The 19,976-nt window shown below is 33.8% G+C and carries 15 protein-coding genes and 1 pseudogene; 4 read left to right on the forward strand and 12 right to left on the reverse strand.

The annotated features are described in order from the left end of the window. Positions 1–181 precede the first annotated feature (181 nt). The 4 genes and pseudogenes from ACMH5P_RS04440 to ACMH5P_RS04455 all read left to right on the forward strand — a co-directional run bounded on the left by ACMH5P_RS04440 (position 182) and on the right by ACMH5P_RS04455 (position 6,103). Positions 182–1,414, forward strand: a complete 1,233-nt coding sequence (locus tag ACMH5P_RS04440; protein WP_459493114.1) for a GmrSD restriction endonuclease domain-containing protein — start codon at positions 182–184, stop codon at positions 1,412–1,414. Continuing rightward, positions 1,386–2,018: a HEPN domain-containing protein gene (locus ACMH5P_RS04445; protein WP_459493115.1), complete on the forward strand. Its 633-nt coding sequence runs from the start codon at positions 1,386–1,388 to the stop codon at positions 2,016–2,018. Before ACMH5P_RS04440 ends, ACMH5P_RS04445 begins: the two co-directional genes overlap by 29 nt. A gap of 28 nt (positions 2,019–2,046) precedes the next feature. Next, positions 2,047–2,334: pseudogene (locus ACMH5P_RS04450) on the forward strand (AvaI/BsoBI family type II restriction endonuclease); the annotation flags it as partial. Further along, on the forward strand, positions 2,306–6,103 hold the full coding sequence (locus tag ACMH5P_RS04455; RefSeq protein ID WP_459493116.1) for a hypothetical protein: 3,798 nt from the start codon (positions 2,306–2,308) through the stop codon (positions 6,101–6,103). The pseudogene ACMH5P_RS04450 and the gene ACMH5P_RS04455, both read left to right, overlap by 29 nt. A 353-nt stretch (positions 6,104–6,456) precedes the next feature. Here the strand turns inward: ACMH5P_RS04455 and ACMH5P_RS04460 are convergent, their stop codons facing one another. The 12 genes from ACMH5P_RS04460 to ACMH5P_RS04515 form a co-directional block, all read right to left on the reverse strand. Then, a complete protein-coding gene (locus tag ACMH5P_RS04460) occupies positions 6,457–7,545 on the reverse strand; it encodes a HigA family addiction module antitoxin (RefSeq protein WP_459493117.1) in 1,089 nt (362 codons plus the stop codon). Between the two features lie 475 nt (positions 7,546–8,020). Continuing rightward, positions 8,021–9,271 (reverse strand): restriction endonuclease subunit S, encoded by a 1,251-nt coding sequence (locus ACMH5P_RS04465; protein ID WP_459493118.1) that lies wholly within the window; start codon positions 9,269–9,271, stop codon positions 8,021–8,023. Continuing rightward, positions 9,264–10,889, reverse strand: coding sequence for an HsdM family class I SAM-dependent methyltransferase (locus tag ACMH5P_RS04470; RefSeq protein WP_459493119.1), 1,626 nt, complete (start codon positions 10,887–10,889; stop codon positions 9,264–9,266). The genes ACMH5P_RS04465 and ACMH5P_RS04470 overlap by 8 nt, the downstream gene beginning before the upstream one ends. A 7-nt stretch (positions 10,890–10,896) precedes the next feature. After that, complete coding sequence (locus ACMH5P_RS04475; protein WP_459493120.1) at positions 10,897–13,977, reverse strand: type I restriction endonuclease subunit R; 3,081 nt, start codon at positions 13,975–13,977, stop codon at positions 10,897–10,899. Positions 13,978–14,287: 310 nt separating this feature from the next. Further along, positions 14,288–14,896, reverse strand: a complete 609-nt coding sequence (locus ACMH5P_RS04480) for a hypothetical protein (protein ID WP_459493121.1) — start codon at positions 14,894–14,896, stop codon at positions 14,288–14,290. Between the two features lie 152 nt (positions 14,897–15,048). Further along, positions 15,049–15,549: a hypothetical protein gene (locus ACMH5P_RS04485; protein ID WP_459493122.1), complete on the reverse strand. Its 501-nt coding sequence runs from the start codon at positions 15,547–15,549 to the stop codon at positions 15,049–15,051. Between the two features lie 161 nt (positions 15,550–15,710). Beyond that, positions 15,711–16,121: a hypothetical protein gene (locus tag ACMH5P_RS04490; RefSeq protein WP_459493123.1), complete on the reverse strand. Its 411-nt coding sequence runs from the start codon at positions 16,119–16,121 to the stop codon at positions 15,711–15,713. Between the two features lie 43 nt (positions 16,122–16,164). Continuing rightward, complete coding sequence (locus ACMH5P_RS04495; RefSeq protein WP_459493124.1) at positions 16,165–16,851, reverse strand: hypothetical protein; 687 nt, start codon at positions 16,849–16,851, stop codon at positions 16,165–16,167. A gap of 79 nt (positions 16,852–16,930) precedes the next feature. After that, a complete protein-coding gene (locus ACMH5P_RS04500; RefSeq protein ID WP_459493125.1) occupies positions 16,931–17,152 on the reverse strand; it encodes a helix-turn-helix transcriptional regulator in 222 nt (73 codons plus the stop codon). 350 nt (positions 17,153–17,502) lie between these two features. Continuing rightward, positions 17,503–18,507: a DUF3871 family protein gene (locus ACMH5P_RS04505; protein ID WP_459493126.1), complete on the reverse strand. Its 1,005-nt coding sequence runs from the start codon at positions 18,505–18,507 to the stop codon at positions 17,503–17,505. Then, the gene (locus tag ACMH5P_RS04510) at positions 18,485–19,318 is read right to left on the reverse strand and encodes an AAA family ATPase (RefSeq protein WP_459493127.1); all 834 of its coding nucleotides are present in this window, start codon (positions 19,316–19,318) and stop codon (positions 18,485–18,487) included. The genes ACMH5P_RS04505 and ACMH5P_RS04510 overlap by 23 nt, the downstream gene beginning before the upstream one ends. 122 nt (positions 19,319–19,440) lie before the next feature. Next, positions 19,441–19,821, reverse strand: a complete 381-nt coding sequence (locus ACMH5P_RS04515; RefSeq protein ID WP_459493128.1) for a hypothetical protein — start codon at positions 19,819–19,821, stop codon at positions 19,441–19,443. Positions 19,822–19,976: the final 155 nt, after the last annotated feature.

Raw genomic sequence — 19,976 nt, forward strand, 5'->3', positions numbered from 1 at the left:
CTATAAAACTTGTTTGAGTTTATGATAATAGTGGTTTAATCCCTAACATTGGGTAGAAATACTGCTAACAATTAAGTTTGTTATTGAATATTTCTGTTGGGTTACAATTAGAATTTATTAAATTAAATTATACAATTCATGCAAATAAATAAATTGGAGCACATTAAAAATAACAATACAAATGGAAAAAATAGAACAAGAAGAATTTGAAGATACACTTTATCAAATTCCTGAAGATATAGGTTCAGAAGATGAAGATGATATAGAACAAGAAAAATCTACTTTTAGTCAAGCTGTTATTTGGGGAACAGATTGGACGACTGAAACAGTAAACTCGCAGCTATTAAAAAATAACATTGATTTATTTCCAAAATTTCAACGTAGAGATGCTTGGTCAAATAAAGCTAAAAGTAGATTTATCGAGTCTTTAATTTTAGGCCTTCCAATACCTCAAATAATACTAGCAGAAAAAACTAAACATAGAGGGAAATACATAGTTATTGACGGAAAACAAAGGTTGTTGACAATTCGTAGATTTTTTTCAATCGAACTAAATGACGAATTCAAACCATTAAGGCTTTCTGGTCTTGAAATATTGACTCAGTTAAACGGAAAAACATATAAAAACATTAAAGAAAACCCAGATTTTTTCGAAGAGTTAAACCAACTAGAGAATCAGAGTATAAGAACTGTCGTATTAAAAAATTGGCCCAATGAAGAATTTTTATATACGGTTTTTTTAAGACTAAATACAGGCAGTATCAAATTGAGCCCTCAAGAGTTAAGACAAGCTCTGCACCCAGGACCATTTATTGACTTTGCCGATGAATTTTCTATAAACAGCGAGCAAATAAAGGCAATGCTTAATTTGACCAAACCTGATTACAGAATGCGTGATGTAGAAATGGTGATAAGATATTTTGCCAATAAATACTATTTAAAGAATTACAATGGCAATTTAAAGAAAGCATTTGATGAAACTGTCAATTATTTAAACAATGAATGGAACGAAGCTGAATTACGAATAAAAGAAGATGCGGAAAGACTCAATTTCGCCATTGATTTCACAATTAGTATGTATGGCAGTAAAAAAGACGCTTTTAGCAAATGGAATGGCGAGTCATTCCAAGGAAATTTCAATAGAGCGGTGTTTGATATCATGGTTTACTTTTTTAGTAACAGTAAAATCTTAGAAGAATCGAAAAGTAAAAAGAAGCAAATATTAGAGTCATTCAAAAAATTATGTGAAAATGATCCTGATTTTGTTAAATCATTTGAACATACAACAAAGAGCATTGAAAACACTTTTAAAAGAATAACAACTTGGGGTGAAGCTCTCTCAGAAATTTTGGAAGTTGAAGTTGAGGTTCCCAAAATTGATATTAATGGACAGTTTACAACAAATATGTTATGAAATGGCAAATTCTGAAAGATACAATAAATTGCTGTCTCGAATTAGCCAACTAGAATGCAATTTGCTTCCAGCACCCAAAATAAATGGCAATTATACAAAAAAAGAGTCGGATATGATAAGGAGCTATGTTCTCTTATCTCATGCAGAAATTGAATCTTATTTTGAAGATATTGCTGATTCCAAAGTCAGAAAAGCTCTTTCTGAATGGATGTCGAAAAGAACAAAAAGTAACTGTCTTCTAGCAATTATGTCCTATTGTACTGAAGAAATAAATTGGAATAATCTGAAGAAAACCGATAAGGACAAACTTGATTACAGAATATCTTTAGTAACTAGACATTATCTAAACAAATTGATCGGCAACCATGGAATAAAATCAACAAATTTATTGAGTATATTATTACCAATTGGAATTGAGTCGAGCGAAATTGATCCCTCTTGGCTGAATACGATGGATAATTTCGGTTCAAAAAGAGGGCAATTTGCCCATACATCTTCGAGTGTCCAATCTCAGATAGACTTAGTAACCGAAAAAAATAATTTAAACAATTCTATACTTCCTGAGATTCGAAATATAGATATACTTGTAAAAAAAATCAAATAACTACGACTACAAATAATATGTTGCATTTTGTAAAATTAAAAAGAGTATTGACCCGGCAGGAACTGTCGAACACTGGAAAACAGCAAATTCTGCTTTGAACAGAATACGGATGAGTTTTTCAAGAGAAGAAACTGCACCTCATACTTTTTTCATTGTTGCTGTAATACAAAACAGCATAGCATCAGAGATATTTAAGCAACTTCAAACCGGAACAAAACCTAATACAGCAAATCTAAAAAATAACGAGCAATTAACCGCAATTTGTAATTGGTACATTAATAAAGATAATGAAACTAGTAACCAGAAATCATCTTGAAAATTGGGCAGATACAACGTTTTCAAAAGCTTTTCTGCCTTATTTAATTTCAAGATTGATAAGAGCAACAACGCCCTCAAGCACAAAAGCAAATCTTCCTTCAGGAAGTGCTACTTATATTGGAGGTTGGGACGCGATTGTAAATTGTGAAACCGAAACGGCATATGTGCCTAATGGAACTTCTTTGTGGGAATTTGGAACTTCGTCTGATTGTAAAGGAAAAGCCAATAATGATTATGAAAAAAGAAAGAAGAATCCAATAGGATATATACCAAGCGATTCTATTTTCATATTTGTTACACCCAGACTTTGGACAAAAAAGGAAGAATGGATTGCAACAAAAAAAGCTGAAAATCATTGGAAAGATGTTAAGGTATTTGATTCAATAGACTTAGAGCAATGGCTCGAAAATGCCTATTCTGTTTCCCGTTGGCTTGCTTCGCAAGATGGAGTTGGAACATATCCATTTGATGGAATAATTACAGCTGACGAATTCTGGGAAGAATGGTCAATGGGCCCAAACAGAATGGTTCTTTCCCCAGAATGTGTAGTAGCAGGAAGAGAATATGAAAAAGACTTATTATTATCAACGTTAAAAGGAGAACCAACAATCAAAGGAATAAAAGCATCAACAAAGATTGAAGCAATTGCATTTATAATTGCTTCAGCAAAATTATTCCCACCAGAGGAGTTTGACCGATTTTTTTCCAAAGCATTAGTCGTTGATACTGAAGGGAATTTTCGCGGAATTGTTAGAAACAATATAAACTCAACTTTAAATCTGATTCCAAGATTCGATGAAACACAAACACATTACTTAGCTGTATCAAAAGGAAACCATGTTTTAGTTCCTCTTGGTGCAGAAGATGACTTTAATCAAGAAACAATTATTCTACCAACAATTGATAGAGATGGTCAGATCAATGCACTAATAAAGAGTGGCATACCAAAAGAAGCTGCTGAGAAATTTTCTAGGGAATCAGCCAGAAACATTACAATAATTAAAAAACTGCTTGGATTTCCACACTTCAAATCAAAATGGATAGAGAAAGAAAATATCCGTGAAATAATTCCAGCTCTTATACTTGGGAGATGGAACGAAACATTTGTTGGAGATATTGAACTAATTGAAAAGCTTTCTGAGCAAAAATATAATGACTTTTTAGTTATCCTTAACAAATGGAAAAACTTTGAAGAATCGCCCATTATCCAAATAGGTGAAACTTGGAGGTTAACTTCTCCTCTCGATTTGTGGACAGCACTATCATATAAACTTTCATCTAAAGACTTTCAGAACATTAAAGAATGTTATGCATTAGCATTCGAAAATGGAAATCCAATAATCGAACCTGAGGAAAAAAACAGTTTCGCTGTTTATTTCAACAAGAAAAACAAATATTCGAAATGGTCAAGAGAAGGGCTAACGCAATCTTTAATATTAGTTGGACAAATGAATGCAGTAAATTTCCCCAATCTTGATAATCCTCAAAATTGGGTTAATAAAATTATTTTTGATTTACTCAACAATTCAAGTGGAGAAATATGGATTTCACTTAATCACGAATTACCTCTTATTTCGGAGGCATCGCCTGAAAGTTTTCTTAAAGCTGTAAAAAATTCATTGGCAAAAGAAAAACCCGAAATAATTGATATGTTCAAAGAAGAAGAAGGTTTATTTCACAAAAAAAGTCACCATACTGGTTTGTTGTGGGCACTTGAAAATTTAGCTTGGTTGCCTGAATATTTAAGAGATGTGAGTTTGGTACTGCTTAAACTTTCAAGACTTGACCCAGGCGGTAGTTTATCAAACAGACCCTTAAATAGTATTTCAGAAATTTTCAAACCTTGGCATTTTCAAACTCTCGCATCTTATGATGAAAGAATTGAAATTCTAAAATACATTACCAAAAATGAAAACGAATTAGGTTGGTCTCTATTACTTAGAATGCTTCCTGAACATCACGGCATAGCACATTTAACAAATAAAATGCGTTGGCGAATGTTTAATAAAAATACCAATCTCATTTACACTTATCAAGAAATATCGAATACCCATTCTGAAGTAATAGAAATACTTATAAACCTTTTTGACAATGACGATGAAAAAATTTCTCAACTCATTAAAGGAATAACTAATCTATCGCCAAATGACAGAAAAAGAGTTTTAGATTGGGCTGATGAAGTTTGCCCAAATATAAAACAGGAAAAATTTTCAACTTGGAAAACGATCCGGGGAATTTTAAATCATCACAGGTCTAATCCTGATTCCAGTTGGACTTTATCTGAATCCGAGTTAGTACGGTTAGAAAATTTGTACAACAAACTTCAACCAACAGACATTATCCACAAATACATTTGGCTTTTCAACGAACATTGGCCAGAGTTTCCAGAAGGTTTGAAATATGATGCCAATGAATCAGAAAAACGATACGATCAACAACAAAAGAGTATTGATGAAGCAAGAAAAACAGCCGTAACCGTTTTTCTTAAAGAATTAGGTTTAAACGCAACCTTAGAATTACGAAAACAAGTAAAAGAGTTTTGGTTTTTGGGTGGTGCTTTAGCAGATGTAATCACTAATAAGAAAGATGTTATTATAGTTTGTGAATGTTTATATGACGATAAAAATCTCATTGGTTTTGCTCACAGCTTTATCTATCGTAAATCAATTATTGAAAACTTTGAATGGGGAAAAACTTTATTTAAAGAATTACAAAAAAAGAAGTTTAGCAATAAAGCACTTTCAAATGTGCTTATTCCACTAAATCAAAATCAACAATTGTGGAAATTTGTAGCTTCATTAGATGAAGAAATACAAAATGAATATTGGCAAAACATCAATCCTCATTTTCATCAAATTACAGTTGAAGAAAAAACATTTGGAATTGAAATGCTTCTGAAATACAAAAGATTCTTTTCTGCAATAGATATTGCTTCACATTTCGTAAACGTAATTTCAAGTAATCTGCTTTCAGAGATATTGAAAAAAGCAGCAGAAGACGAAGCACTTGAAATGCCACGTTTCCGGGACTATGAAATTGTACGAATTTTTGAAGAACTTGACAGGCGTACAGATATTGAGAAATCAACACTCATTCATTTGGAGTGGCTTTATCTTCCAATTTTAGATTCATATGGAACAATAAGAAATCCCAAGATGTTAGAGGAAGAATTGGCAAACAATCCAGATTTTTTTATTGAGGTTTTAAAGTGGATTTACATTCCTAAAGACAAAAACTCATTGGAAAGAGAACGAGAAGGTATTACAGAAGAGGCTATTCAAAATAGAGCAAAACAAGCATATCATTTGCTTCATTCATGGAAAAAAATTCCGGGTATGAAAGAAGATAATTCTATTGATGAAACGGAATTGAAAAATTGGATTACAAAAACAAGATTGCTAGCAGAAAAAGTAAGTCGATTAGAAGTTGCTGATTCCGAAATCGGAAAAATATTAGCTGAATACCCTGAAAATATTAACGAATGGCCACAGGAAAAAATATTTCATATTATTGAAGAAATAAATACCGTCAGTTTAAAAAGAGGTTATTCATCTGCAATGTTCAACAAGCGAGGCTTATCAGCAAGAGGGGCTTTTGACGGTGGAAATATCGAAAGAGAAAAAGCAATATTTTTTGAAAAGTTAGAGAATGACTATAAAAACAAATATCCAAATGTTGCAGAAATATTTAAACATTTGAAGCTAGAATACTTAGTCGATGCTAAAAGAATGGATGAAGAAGCAGAACGAAATAAATTAGAATATTAACGTTAAAAAAAGGCATTTTCTACCTATTCACTTAATTGTATGGTGCCAAATAAAACCACTTTTACTCAACCACCTTGAACGAGATATACTACTCCTCAATTTTATCTTTAAACAATTGATATGACATTTAATACCAATTCCAAATTAGTAGTTAGCTCTTTTTCCTCAAATAATATACTCCATCACGTTGTACAATATCATAATTCGTTATTTTAAGTATTGTACAAACCCCTTGATACTTGGACATTTTTTTTGAAACAGTTTTGTAATAAATGGTCGAATTTAGGCCCGAATTTAAACGAAAATCCTAAACACCTATTGTTTAATTACACTCTCTACGGGATAGTGTCTAATTATTCAAATATTATTGGTTCAAAATATTTCCTTCCTATAGAATATGGAATTAGTTTCTTATGTTGAAGCCTTCCTATAATGATAGCAGGGTGTGTGTTGAACTGTTTTGCAAACTTTCTGAAGTCTTCATCATTAAGAGGTGCTTCAGCTAGTATTTCTGCTTCCTCCTTATCAGTCAAAGTCCATTTACTTGCAAAATCGTCTGCTTCCCGTTCCTTTTCAAGGTTTTTCAATGTATAATCAACTTTCTCTAAGAAAATATCTTTTTTACCATGTAAAAGAATATGCCCAGCTTCGTGAAAGAATGTGAACCAGAAACTGTCGTTACGGTTGTAACGGCCTGTTAACTGAATGAAAGGAGTATCGTTTAGCCAGCGAGTGGAACCGCTGATCGGTGCTTTATTTATACATGGGGTATGAATTACTTTAACACCAGCTTCGAGGCAAATGTTTTGCAACTGGTTAAAGAAATCTTTTGGATGCTGTGCCATGATGGACTTTAACTCCGGCAATGCCTCTTTAAACTTTTTTTCTGAATAATTGTTCGCATCAAGTTCGGCTGCCTGTAACTCACCTTTACGGAGCCATGCAGAAATGGCATAAGGCTCGCTGGTTTGAGCTAATGATATTCGGAAATTCACTTTCAACTGTTGTTTGAAATAATAGTCTTCCCAAGCCGTGTGATTAGCAAAACCAAAGAAAGCCAACATTTCCACAACTTTTTCATGAATGTTACTTACTTTAGGCAACCAGCCTTTTTTAATCATATCAGCTATGGGAAACTTCTTTGCCCATTCCACAGCTTCTTCAATAATAGCATTTTGTTTTACCCTAGCAATGTATTCATCATACGACCTTTGGTGGTTCATCCAGAAGTTGGCCGGGATCTTGGTTACATTTTCAAACTGAACTGCCATATCGGGGGTAATAGAACTATTTCCCTTCAGTACGGCTATTATGGTCTTCTCTGGCTTGCCTGTACGCAAGGAAAACTCTTTGGGCCCCATTTCCATTTCTATCAATTTTTCTTCTAATGTCTCACCAGGATGGGGTCTTGATTGCGGAAGGTAATGAATTTGATTGGCCATGTTTACTTCTCTTTGTGGTAGTTTATAATCTCAATAACTTCTACACCTGTTATCTCTAACCAGATATACTGGCCGTCTTTATTAGTAGGGATAGGGTTTTCATGGGGTGTAAAAACCAGCCTGTACGGTTGGTCTAAGTCGCAGCCCCATTGCCCTTTCCGGTTGTTCTTAAGTTCGTGGTAGTTGCCGGGTAAGTGCCTTACTTCTTCCAAATTGGTGGCATCCTCCAATTGAGTAAGCCTACGACGGAGAATGGTGGCCTGTATCTTGCCTAACTCTTTAAGCATCTTCCGGTCATCGTTAACCAATTTCTCTAATTTCTTATTTGTAAAAGTTATTTCCACTGCAAAGGTATCTAAATTTTGATTAACAGCAAGTGTAAGTTGAAAAATTTATTTATTAAACTAATCTTTTGTTCACTTTTATGGAACTTGAGTACTAAATTGTGATTGAATTTATGTTTACAACAATTAAGTTAGTCGTGATATATCTTCAATTGCTCGGTCATTAACATTGGCAAAAGCCAATCGCGGAGTTCTCTGAGTTTTTGGTTTTCGAGTTTAATATTTTCAAGTTTTTCAAAAATTGAAGATGTTATTCCATTGTATTTTTTTATATATACTTCATTGGACAAAATTGGGGCTTCTCTTAATCTATTTAATCCAATAAATTTTTGAATACTTCCAGAAATTACATTTTTCATATATCTATTCATATCAATAGACTTTAGAAACATGCAAACATAATTTTTGTATTCTTCCTTTTGGGAGGTTTTATATAATGCGACATTTTTAATTGTAAAATTTATTTCTTTCTCTTCAACCTTATAAACAGTGCCAATATTTCCAATCATTGAAAATAAAATATCACCAGTTTCTACATTACTTCTTTTAATAATTGACAAATAATCCTCCTCTGAAATTAGGCTAGCATTTTCAAAATCTAAACCTGAAACTTGTAAATTTTTAGAAGTAATTAACCGAAAACCTTCACTTTGCGGTTTTGGGGAATCATGTGTACCATCTTTTACTTCAACAATTGAATTAATTTTTTCTACGTCCCATCCCTTAGGAATTTCTCTTTTCAACTCCTCATTCCAAACCATTTTACCTCCACTTGATTTGTAAGGTTTCCCATTTTCATTAGGAAAATCAAACTGAACAAACCAATAATCATAAATGGTTTTGGCCATCAATTCTAATTCGGCATTAATCCGATTATTGAGTTCGATTTTGGAATCTAATGCAGAAAGAACAAAGGCAATTTTGTTTTGGTCATTTAAATCTTCAGAAATTTCAATTTCCATTAAATCAAAAGAATTAAGATTAATTGTATCAAAAACAGAACCTTGACTTCTTTTTTTTATGTTGGAAACATAGTTTTTAAGAGCGTAAAACAAATAATCTGTTTCGACAATTCCTTTTTTTCCCCTTATCCCAAAGCAAGATTGGTTAAAACACATTGGCAAACCAATCTGAGCTAACGCTCCAACAGTACCTCTTGCAGAAATAATAATATCCCCTCTTCTAAGTAATTTGGTATTACTATTATTCAAACCTTCTACTGTAATCTTTTTCTCTGTTGAATAAACATATCGCAAATCATTATTAAAATCAGTAACTGACAACCAACCAATTGTTCCGTTTTCCCAATATTGTTTTACATCAGTTTTTGGAGTTCCACCACTAATAATATCAATAATTGAACTAAGTTTAACCTTATTCATACTTCAATCCCTTTAACTGTTTTTGAATTTCATTCTCTAGCTCTTTCGACTCAGAAAACAAGCTGCTCAAATTGGATTCAAAAGAGTCCATTTTAGATACAAATTCTTCAGGCGAGATATCGGTGTATTCAATCTTTACATCGAAATATTGCCCAGCGCTTAAGCTATAGTTCTTTTCTTTGATTTGGTCATAAGAAACTACCACAGTAAAATCTTCCACCGCCTCATGCTTATTGAATGTGTTAATGATTAACTGTTCTTCAGCTTCTGAAAGCAATGTTTTTTGGTTTTTCCCTTCCTTAACAGTCGTTCCTAATTTAGATGCATCCATTAACACAATGTCTCCCTTTTTATTGGCTTTATCTAAAAACAAGATAGATACATTCGTGCCTGTCGTAGCAAAAATATTGCTAGGCATACTGATTACACCTCGAAGCATCTGTTTTTCAACTAGGCGTTCTCTAATCTTCTTTTCAATACCGCTTTGGGCCGTGATAAATCCCGTGGGAACTACAATGGCCGCCCTACCCCTATGATTCAGTGTAAAGACAATGTGCTGAATAAACAAGGGATAAATAGCCATCCCCTCCTTCTTTGCTTTTGGCACATTAGGCATTCCAGCGAAAAAACGTTCATTGTTTTCCTTTGTATCTAAATCAGCTACATAATCGCTAAAATCTAATTTAAACGGTGGATTAGAAACGATAAAATCAAACTGTTTTAATTTACCGTTCGCCTCTTTGTGATAAGGCTCCAAGATGGTATTCCCTTTTACAATATTGGGGATTGAATGCACTAAATCATTTAGGATAAGATTTAACCGCAATAGATTAGAGGATTTTTGAGAAATATCCTGAGAATAAATCGTACACTTATCTTCCCCTATGGCGTGGGCTAAGTTCATCAATAATGTACCTGAACCAGCAGATGGATCGTAACAAGTGACATCCTTAACTTCCTCAGTAACTAAACATGATGCCATAATTTTTGCAACGGCATGAGGCGTAAAATACTCAGCATATTTTCCTCCACTATTCGAGTTATAATCACTAATTAGGTATTCAAAGATCGTAGCATAAAAGTCAAATTTCTCGTGAAAAATATGCTCAAAGCTAAACCCAATTAGTTTATTGATAATAGCTTTGCAAAAGTCATCGCGTTTATCGGTAACGTATTTACTGATGTTTTCAAACAATACAATTTTCTCTCCACCATCCGTTACTACCGAAAATATATCACTGTTCTCTTTAGCAATATCTAATAAGGTGTTATCAAAAATTTCTGCAAAATTAGCTTCATTTTGACGTTCGAATAAGCTTGAAATAAACTGATTAGGCTTTAAACGAGCAGCACTTTCACTTAATTGAAGCATGAGCATCTCATAATCATCTGCTGTATATTTCTTTAGCTCAACTTCCCAATTTTCGGCATTCGCAAGATTTGAATCCAGCTGCTTTACTTCGTGAACGAACTTATCATTTAAGAATTTATAAAGGAAGACCTGAGTGATTATTTTAAACTCATTTCCGTCATTGCCTAAACCATAATTTGCACACACACTCTTCAGGTCATCAATCAGGGCTTTGGTTTGTCTTTCAAATGTTACTGTTGTTGTCATATTGTATTTAGGCTACTCTTCCGTAAAATTCATTCATATACTCTTTGACCATCATGCCATTGATTACTTTTGCCTGCTTGGCATCAAGCGGAAGCTGATGCTTATTTTTTAATTGCTCTACAACTAATCGAATCATAAGCCTTTCAACATAACTCTCATTTTCCATCATTTTTGAGTTCTGTTCGATTTCACTATCGACTTCTTTCTTTAGACTTTGTAACGCTTCGAATAACTTACTTTCACTTTCTGTAAGAGGATCCTTTTCCATTAAGCGTTTATGTAATCGCGCATATTTTGCATCGTTATCATACTTAGCTTTTAACAACTGATTTTTTCTATCCAATTCTTTTGAAGCTTGGAAAAGTGTTTCAAGTTGCTTAATGTTTTGCTCCATTTCTTCTTTAGTCACCTCATTCAGATTTTTCTTTCTAAATAGGCGTTCCAACTCTTCTTTCAAAGAAATAAATTCAGGATCACGCTGATCAAAATTGCCTCCAAGAGACTCACGTGTTCTTTGTAGAATATTTTTCAATTGATCCGCTAAAATCATTTCTTCCTCTTTGACTTTCACAAAAGCAAAAAATACATCCTCTAATGCAACGTTCAACAAATTGCTAGTATCTACATTATTCTCTAATGATTCTTTTGTATTAATGAGGGCTAATCGATTATTAGCTTCTCTTGCTAGTTGTGAAAGCTTATGAAAATCAAGTCTATCAAGCAGCTCATGATTTCCTGATAATCGAATGATGTTGTATAAATCTCGAGCATTATTTAAGGCTTTCACCAGACCCAAAATCTGCGCTCTATCTCCTATTTGAGATATTTGCTGAGAAAATACTTCAGCGTTATTCGTATTGTAATGAAATAAAACATCCTTTATTTGATGAATCTCGGCTGCTATTTCGTCGGCACTTTTAAAAATGTTAGAATAATGCTCCATTTCATCCCCTAACTCCTCTTGCAATTCATCGAAATAAGCCCGATTCGTTTTATCAAACTCTTTTTGGATATCAGCAAAATCTACAACATACCCATATTTGAAATTATTATACGTCCTATTTACCCTGGTAAGTGTTTGTAATAAGTTGTGAGCTTTTATCACTCTGCCTATATATAGCTTTTTGAGCCTAGGAGCATCAAAACCCGTTAATAACATGTTATACACAAATATCAAATCTATTTTACCCTCTTTAAACTCCTCAACCTGTTTTTTCCGATCCTCTTTTGAGCCTATATCATGCAGAATTAAGGCAGCTGATTTTACCTTTCTATCATTTTCTCTTTTTTCTCCATAACTAACTTTAGGCTCTGCGGCCATTGAGTATGCGTCATTCTCAGAAAAATCAGCGTATTTATCTTCGAAAATTTCGAACATCTGCTTCGCCTGGTCTGAAGAATCACAAACCACCATTGCACCAATAGAAGTATCATTCATAGCAATACGCGTATTCTCAAAATCCTTCACTAAATAATCGAGCATCGGCTCTACAAATTTTGGATGAGAATAAACAAGCTTTTTATCTCCATCTCCTTTAAGCAGCTCAATATCTTCTAATGCCTGTTGGAGCGTTAATTTATATTTAGTCTCAATCTCCTCTCGAATAAGTCTTAATGTATAGCCATCAGCAATCGAAGAATTATAATAGTATTTATGAATATAACCTCCAAATAAAGATTTGGAGTTAAATTCATTCCCTATCAATGGCGTTCCCGTTAAACCAATTTTTACTGCGTTTGAATCAGACTCATGTAAGTTTGCCAAAAAGCTCCCTTTAGGATTATAGCTTCGATGAACTTCATCCAAAAAGTATACACGCTGGATATTCAGGTTGTAATCGTTGTTTTTTATAACACTTGAATCATCCTCAAACTTTTGAATATTAACTACCGTAATCTCAGGTTTTCCTGAGTTATTGTGAATTACGCTGGTCGACTTAATATCCCGCGAAAACTCCTCTCTAGAATTAATGTTGTGAACAACTAATCCTCTACTCTTAAATTCTCTACCGGCTTGAATAAGCAAATCAATCCGATCGACGATGAAATAAAACTTAGGAACGACTCCTTTTGAATGATAGTAATTTGTCAGATACCTGACATTATAATAAGCTAATGCTGTTTTACCACTACCTTGAGTATGCCAAATAATCCCTTTCTTAACCCCTTCATCCAATTTATGCTCTATTGCTTTGGTAGCAAATAACTGAGGATAGCGCATAACATGCTTCTGCAATCCACTATTTTCTTTCACATATGTCAAACCATATTGCAGCAGGAAGGATAATCGATCACGCTGAAATAACGATGTACAAATTCGATTAGTTGGAGTATCAGGATTTTTGTTGGTAATAAATTCCGCTGAATGCTTGATGGCTACCTTATTGTTATCCTTTAAGATTTCAGTTTCTAATTCATCACTAACTGGCAAAATCAACTTATCGAGGTCAAAAGAATCTTCCTCTCTAAAGTAATTGAATATGGGTTTCTTGTAAGAAGAAGTCGCATAAAATGCGCCTTCTATAGGCATTGATGAGCTATTATCGTACTCCATATTGTTTGAGAACACCATCAATTGGGTCATGTTCACAAACTTTTTAAATTTCTTATTCTGAAAACGAGTTTGAATGCGCTCGTGTTCTTTTAGAATACCATCTTGATTATTCGGTTTCTTTACTTCAATAAATGCCAAAGGCAACCCATTGATTAGTAGAATTATATCCGGACGAAATTCATCATCATCCTTTTTATAAGTCAATTCTGTAACTACGTGAAAGCTGTTATTATTAAAATCCTCAAAGTCAATTATTCGAGTACCCGATTTAGCAATTAACTTCTCATAGAACGCTTTGCCTAAATCATCATTTTCTAAACAAAGAGATAACTCTGCATATAATCGATCAATATCTCCAATAGACATTTCAGGATTTAAACGCTTGGTAGAACTGAAAAATATATCAGTAAAGATATTAGTCGACTCATCCCAGACTTGACTCTTAAGTGACAAGTACTCATAACCCAAACCGACCAAATGTAGTATCGTAGGTAACTTTACTCGGGAGTCTTCGTTAAACTGGTTAAACTTCATTTAATCTCGTCTTAATTCAAGCAGATGATAGCTAATATAAAGCTATCCTAGTTTTACGCAAATTCCAATAAATCGTCATATTCTTTATTAAAAGGTTGAAAACAAATGCTAGAAATACAACATCAGAGAAGACTTTGTGGGAGATAAAAAATTACTAATTTTGAAAACAACAACGTTTGCTTAGTAGAAGATAAGGGCAGGAACGTGGCGTACTATTCAGCTGAATACTGGAGCAATTGTAAGTGGCACTAAATAACAATCAGTTTAGAATTGAAGAAATAAACCTTTTTTAATAGAATTTATCTTTTCGTTAAAAGGGTTCATTGGTCACTGGTTTTTTATAAAATTTTTTTAAGTGTAAAAATGCCTGTTTTAATCTAACTAAGATATCTGTTTCTTGGTTACTTTTATATGCCGTTTGAAAATAAGACGTGACGGTTTTTTCATTTCGACTTATATCAAATTTCTTAATTGAATCTTTATGAGTACTTATTGATAAAAATTGACCTTGTATATCTATATAGTCTATATCAAAAATTGGTATGGAAATTTTCATAACAGATACTTTACCATTTGAAGATTGTTCCTGATATGTTATGTTTAGAGAATGTGAGTCAAAATAATAATTATAATTAAAATAGTTTGTTTCAATATATTCTGGAATTAAACTATACTCAGAGCCGAGCTTAGGGGTATTTAGAGTGTAATTTTTAGGTGTAATTGTATTTAGTTTTTCGAGAATCCAAGTTTCGGTATCATGTTTAGATGCATTACTATTATCTTTTTCTAAACTTTCTAAATATTCTCCAAACGTCATTCCCTCTGTCTTTTTTTTATTAAATGTTTTTTGGGCCAAACATATGTTTTCAAAATTGATTAAGACTAGAATAAAAAATAATATCTTATAATAATTTTTCATTTTTGTAGAAGTTCTTTTGAGTAAATTTCAATGGTTGAAACAACCTAATGTAGATTTTCGAGGTTTTGTTTTCGTATATAATTCATTCCTGAAAAGTTATTTAACTTCATAGAGACATTTAGCTGGAATAAAGTTAATTACAACGATCAGCATTATTTAGAGGGTTGAACTAAATCTCCTTCATAAACCCCTTTGAGCTTAATCACTTTAAGTCCAGTTGGAAATTCTAGATACAGATATGCTAATATTTTTCTTGGTGGTAGATTTATCGATGTGATATGTAACATTCCTGATTTTAAACCAAGTTCTTTCCAAGGAGATTCAATAAACTCCACTTTATGAGAAGCATAATTCGACAATTTCTCAAATGTTGCGTCATTAGGAAAATAGGAATCTGAATCTAAATGATTCAATCGAGCATACATAAGTTTAGAATCTTTTGACGACTCAATGATAAAATATAGGTCATTTTGACCAACTGGCCGAAAGAAAAACTTCGCTTCATTTATAGTCCCTAGATAAGGTAGATCTTCCCCAAAAACCTTAAATGAAGTAAGGATATATTTATAATCTTTTTGAGGCTCCTCTTTATGTTGAGAATAAGTAAATAGCGGTAGAAAAAGTAGACTTAAAATTGAAATATAACTTTTCATAGTAGTTTGCAAGGATCAAGTGGTTACAATAAAGTTATTACCATATTAAGACTAGCTTACCTAGATTTATTTGATTAAGCCTCTGCAAGATTTCTGCCAATTAAGACATACATTCTAATCCTTCAAGCTATCTATTTATAAAGTAGTATCGAGTTAACTATTTATTCGATGATACAATCTGTATTGTATGTATAGCTGATATTTGGGTAAAAAATGGAAAGAATTATACCTGAATAATTGCTTGGCCTAAACAGTATTATTTTACATGATCTGTTATTTTCATCTTTAGCTTTCCATTCCATTGTTTTAGCTCCCATTGAATTTTCTTCTCTAACTAATTTTTCAAATGTATATAGTGACCTTGCCTGATCATACATTATCAAGAAGTTGTTCTGGGAAATAAAAGAAATATTGCAATCACGCATAGTTACCTCAGGTGTACTTTCATAAAGATTTTGTTTTACAACTGTCACTTGAGTAGCATTACAGTTGAGCCTGAGTGAATTTTGAGATAGCATCACTAATGGAAACAAAAGTAATATTAAGGTGTTAAATGAATTTTCCAGTTTCATGAATAAGGCCGGGATCAACTCTTATAAATAAATATTTGATCTATTATTGACCTAGTAGAATTGGCGAAAGTGTTTCCCTTATTTTATCAAACTCATCTTTGGAAAGTACTCCTAAATCATACAATTCTTTTTTCTCTTTTAAGATAGTTAAAGCTTCCTTTTTTGTCATCTTTCGATTTTTGAGATATACTTCTTCTACTTCCAATGCCTTTTCATAATTCGTAATAATTCTTCTATCATTCCCAAGAAATTTTTGAGCTCTAACACTCTTTGCTATGATAAAAATATCCATCGGAGAGTTTTTAGAATTTCTAGTATGTTTTGCTCCAATCTGAGATACAATCAAAACAGATCCAACTTCACTTTTCAACATGCCTGCTCCTGTGTTTCTTAAGTATTCACCAGTTTGAACGAACATATAAATCCCAGCATTCCTGGATAATACAGCAGGAGAATTCACATTATTTGATGAAATAGCTCCACCTACAGAGTATGTTCCACTACTAGAAGGAGATCCAACAAAAAGTGTATCACCTTGTTTAATTTTATTTCCTTTTGAATCAACATAAATTTTTAATTCTGTTGGTGAAAACCAGCCCATTTTTTGAGTTACCTTTTCATCTTGTGTCATGCTATAAGTTAATGAATCAATATCTTGACCATAAGATTTATTAATTGATATTAAAAAGAAAATAATCGCAAAAATTTGTGAAAGCTTAGACTGAAGCATTGTTATAATAATAAATTTTCACCTACTCATTTGGCCTTTCGGATACGCCCCGTTTGGTTGGTTTCTGGACTCCTTAAAATTAAAAATCGAATACATCGTTTATTGGCACTTCTAGAGTATGCGAAATATTATATACTTGGTATATACTTGTATTTATCTCACCTAGCTCTATTCTACTTAATTGCTTTCTTTCTATCTCAGCGTTATTAGCTAACTTTTCTATAGAAAGACCTTTTTCCATACGCAATTCCCGAATCTTGGAACCAACTTTTAATACGAATTCCTCCTTCTTTAGTTTCATGTCTAAAATTGGTTAATGGTCAAATTTGACACAACGTCAGATTTGACGCCGTTTCGTTGGGGTATTAAAAAAGCCACTTGAATTGCTTCAAATGGCTTTGTGATTGAGTAAACTAACCTACCGTTAAATAAATATAGGGGTACCACTTTCCTGCTATGAGGTAAAGTAACTTGTGTTCTGTACTCTGCATTATCGCATCAATGTACACCTTGGTTCCCTTGGGCAGATTACTCACATTTCTAACGATCTCAGCTCTAATTGGAGTATAGAGCTCTAGGATGATACCTTTCGGAGTGATAACTAGCAGTACATTAGGATGCAGAAACTCGACTTGCTGTTTCTTTGCCATACTAATTCAAGTACCAATTTGTGCTACCACCTGCAAGTCCTGATTGAAGCTGGAGTGTGAAATCAAATGCGTTCACGCTACGCTCTAAGAAACTATCCACATAACTTGACTTGTTCGCACCTGTAAATAGATTGTACATCCTCCAAAGGTTAATATCTCCCGTATCATTGCGACAGAAGCTGTGGTCTTGAAAGTAGTCCTTCGCAACCGAACCTAGCTGTGTATCTGTAAACAAGAGAAGTGGTATCTGCTTCTTAACCTCATTTGGAAGGTAATTATACAAGCGTGCGCGTCCTAAAACCTGTGCAAATTGAGCCTCGGTCAGATTGTGTTCTGTAAGCCGCTGCATAGCTCTTAAGTGTTGTTCAGGGTTATAATGGCTTATCATCGTCATAATGGCATCCATTAGTTCTCCTTGGCTTCTAACCACTAGCTTTATCTCTGCTCCATCTGACCAAACACAAAGGTTACTGCACACCTTTACAGAGAACCCAATAAAGATCTTGAAGTGCTCTGCAGAACCTTTCTTGTTGTTTAGCTTATCATCCCCGTAGCACTTAACTCCCCCTATGGTTAGGCTTAACGTCTGCCCATCAATGGTTCTTTGGATGCTGGGTATCTCGAATACAAACATGGCCCTCTCGTAATAGATGGTTCTTTCGTGATCCTCTAGCTGACTTGCTGGTTTGTATCGTGCTTCTGGTGTTCTTCCCTTGATAGGATGAGAAACACGAATGCTAGGAGAGAGAATATCTTCTCCTTTAAAACAATGATTAATCACGTCGTTGGTGGTCTGAATGAAATCTCCGTGGCTAATCAATGGTTCATTGTCCTTACTAAACACGGGTATAATATGCTGTCGTTGAATTTCTTGCAGTTTTACCTCGATGGTATTAGCTCCTATAAATGCAGAGCTACTAGATTCAATTATTTGCTCCTCTATTTCGATATAGGAAGCGTATTCTTCCACCTCTATGGATGGATTAACTGTTAGTTGGTTGTTCATTTGGAATGGGGTTTAAGTTGCCTTCTAAGGCACGATTTTTAGCTTGTCTTAGCTCTTGCTTTCTCTTCTCATAATAAGGCAAAAGCAGGTCATTAAACTGGGCAAATTGATTGTATAGACCCAGTAATTCGATGATGGTGGAAGCATTGTTTATCCGATCTTTCACGTAATCAATTTGAGGTTCCAATTCCTCCATACACCATTTGGAGATGATGTTTCCTGTGGTAGCGGTTAGCTTATGTTCAGGCTTTCCAAAGAATAGTCCTGTTCGATCTTTGCTAGCGTGTGCCAGGTTCTTATTATCTAAATCAAACACGAGCGTAAACTCGTAATCCAATCCATCTCTCTGTACAGATTTAAGTCCTACCTTCTCAGGAATGGTTTTGCCATTCTTTTCTGTTAGGACATAATCCTGTTTGGTTCTTACCGTAGCAATGATGTGAACTGGAGCTTGCAGGATCTTCTGAACGAATGCATTGTGCCGCGGTGTTACCTTATTCCAATTGGTGAATGAATTACCTGAAAGCGAACTGTGGTAATCCAATAGACATTCCCACTCATGGGTCAGGCTATCTATAACAACCACCTCTATCCCTGAAGCCACACAGAAATCAATTGCTTCTACGTACTTCTCTGGTTCGAACGGTGCTGAGATACCAAGCACCTTGTATCCTCCTAGATTAGCGTATAGATGAGAAGATTCGTTCTCGGTATCTATCACAGCCACCTTTTCCCAAGACTGACATAATCCGTGTGCAACAAGCAAGGCAGAATATGTCTTACCACTACCACTATGACCTTGAATAGCCATCTTAATTTTAGCCCGTTTTCTTTGGGCAGTTTGAAATTCCATAACATATGTAGTTTAGGTATAAATGAAAAAAGGGGCATAGCAACCTGCTACACCCCTTGTAATTACGATTTTTGACTATGTTAACGAGTTAGTCTTGGCTTTTTGATGCCTTCTCCTTCGCTTACAACTTCAAGATTTGTTTCTCCTATCAATTCCATACTTCCTTTAGGACGATAAGCATAAGAATGGGCTAATACGATCATCTCTCCAGTAACCTTATTAATATATTCATAAGGTTCTGTTTCTACTCGTACTACAACTCCTTCTATCTGCTGACCAACCATCAGTTTAGCTACATCAACAGAGAAAGTGGAAGGAATCCTGCACTTTCGAGAAGTAGCATAAAACTTACCTGTGTTTTGGGATTGAACAAGCTCAATTCCACCTGATAGCTCTAGTAGAACAAATGATTCGCCTGTTGTTGTACTTACTTTTTCAATGTAATCTGATACAATTACCATAATGTTTATTATTTAATGTGAGTAATTCTAAGTCAAGAATAGACCTAGGGGGGTGTCTACCTCCCAAATGAAAGTAGGGGATAGACACCACAGGTACCTAGAAGACATACACACACAATAATTATTTATAGCTATTTATTGTATCAATTTATTGA

The sequence above is a fragment of the Aquirufa sp. 5-AUSEE-100C1 genome (assembly GCF_054558655.1).

Coding starts and splice junctions, on each gene's coding strand:
- ACMH5P_RS04475 (WP_459493120.1), bottom strand. CDS start 13,977: ATGAAGTTTAACCAGTTTAACGAAGACTCCCGAGTAAAGTTACCTACG.
- ACMH5P_RS04505 (WP_459493126.1), bottom strand. CDS start 18,507: ATGAACAACCAACTAACAGTTAATCCATCCATAGAGGTGGAAGAATAC.
- ACMH5P_RS04495 (WP_459493124.1), bottom strand. CDS start 16,851: ATGCTTCAGTCTAAGCTTTCACAAATTTTTGCGATTATTTTCTTTTTA.
- ACMH5P_RS04465 (WP_459493118.1), bottom strand. CDS start 9,271: ATGAATAAGGTTAAACTTAGTTCAATTATTGATATTATTAGTGGTGGA.
- ACMH5P_RS04470 (WP_459493119.1), bottom strand. CDS start 10,889: ATGACAACAACAGTAACATTTGAAAGACAAACCAAAGCCCTGATTGAT.
- ACMH5P_RS04480 (WP_459493121.1), bottom strand. CDS start 14,896: ATGAAAAATTATTATAAGATATTATTTTTTATTCTAGTCTTAATCAAT.
- ACMH5P_RS04455 (WP_459493116.1), top strand. CDS start 2,306: ATGAAACTAGTAACCAGAAATCATCTTGAAAATTGGGCAGATACAACG.
- ACMH5P_RS04510 (WP_459493127.1), bottom strand. CDS start 19,318: ATGGCTATTCAAGGTCATAGTGGTAGTGGTAAGACATATTCTGCCTTG.
- ACMH5P_RS04460 (WP_459493117.1), bottom strand. CDS start 7,545: ATGGCCAATCAAATTCATTACCTTCCGCAATCAAGACCCCATCCTGGT.
- ACMH5P_RS04440 (WP_459493114.1), top strand. CDS start 182: ATGGAAAAAATAGAACAAGAAGAATTTGAAGATACACTTTATCAAATT.
- ACMH5P_RS04490 (WP_459493123.1), bottom strand. CDS start 16,121: ATGAAACTGGAAAATTCATTTAACACCTTAATATTACTTTTGTTTCCA.
- ACMH5P_RS04515 (WP_459493128.1), bottom strand. CDS start 19,821: ATGGTAATTGTATCAGATTACATTGAAAAAGTAAGTACAACAACAGGC.
- ACMH5P_RS04445 (WP_459493115.1), top strand. CDS start 1,386: ATGGACAGTTTACAACAAATATGTTATGAAATGGCAAATTCTGAAAGA.
- ACMH5P_RS04500 (WP_459493125.1), bottom strand. CDS start 17,152: ATGAAACTAAAGAAGGAGGAATTCGTATTAAAAGTTGGTTCCAAGATT.
- ACMH5P_RS04485 (WP_459493122.1), bottom strand. CDS start 15,549: ATGAAAAGTTATATTTCAATTTTAAGTCTACTTTTTCTACCGCTATTT.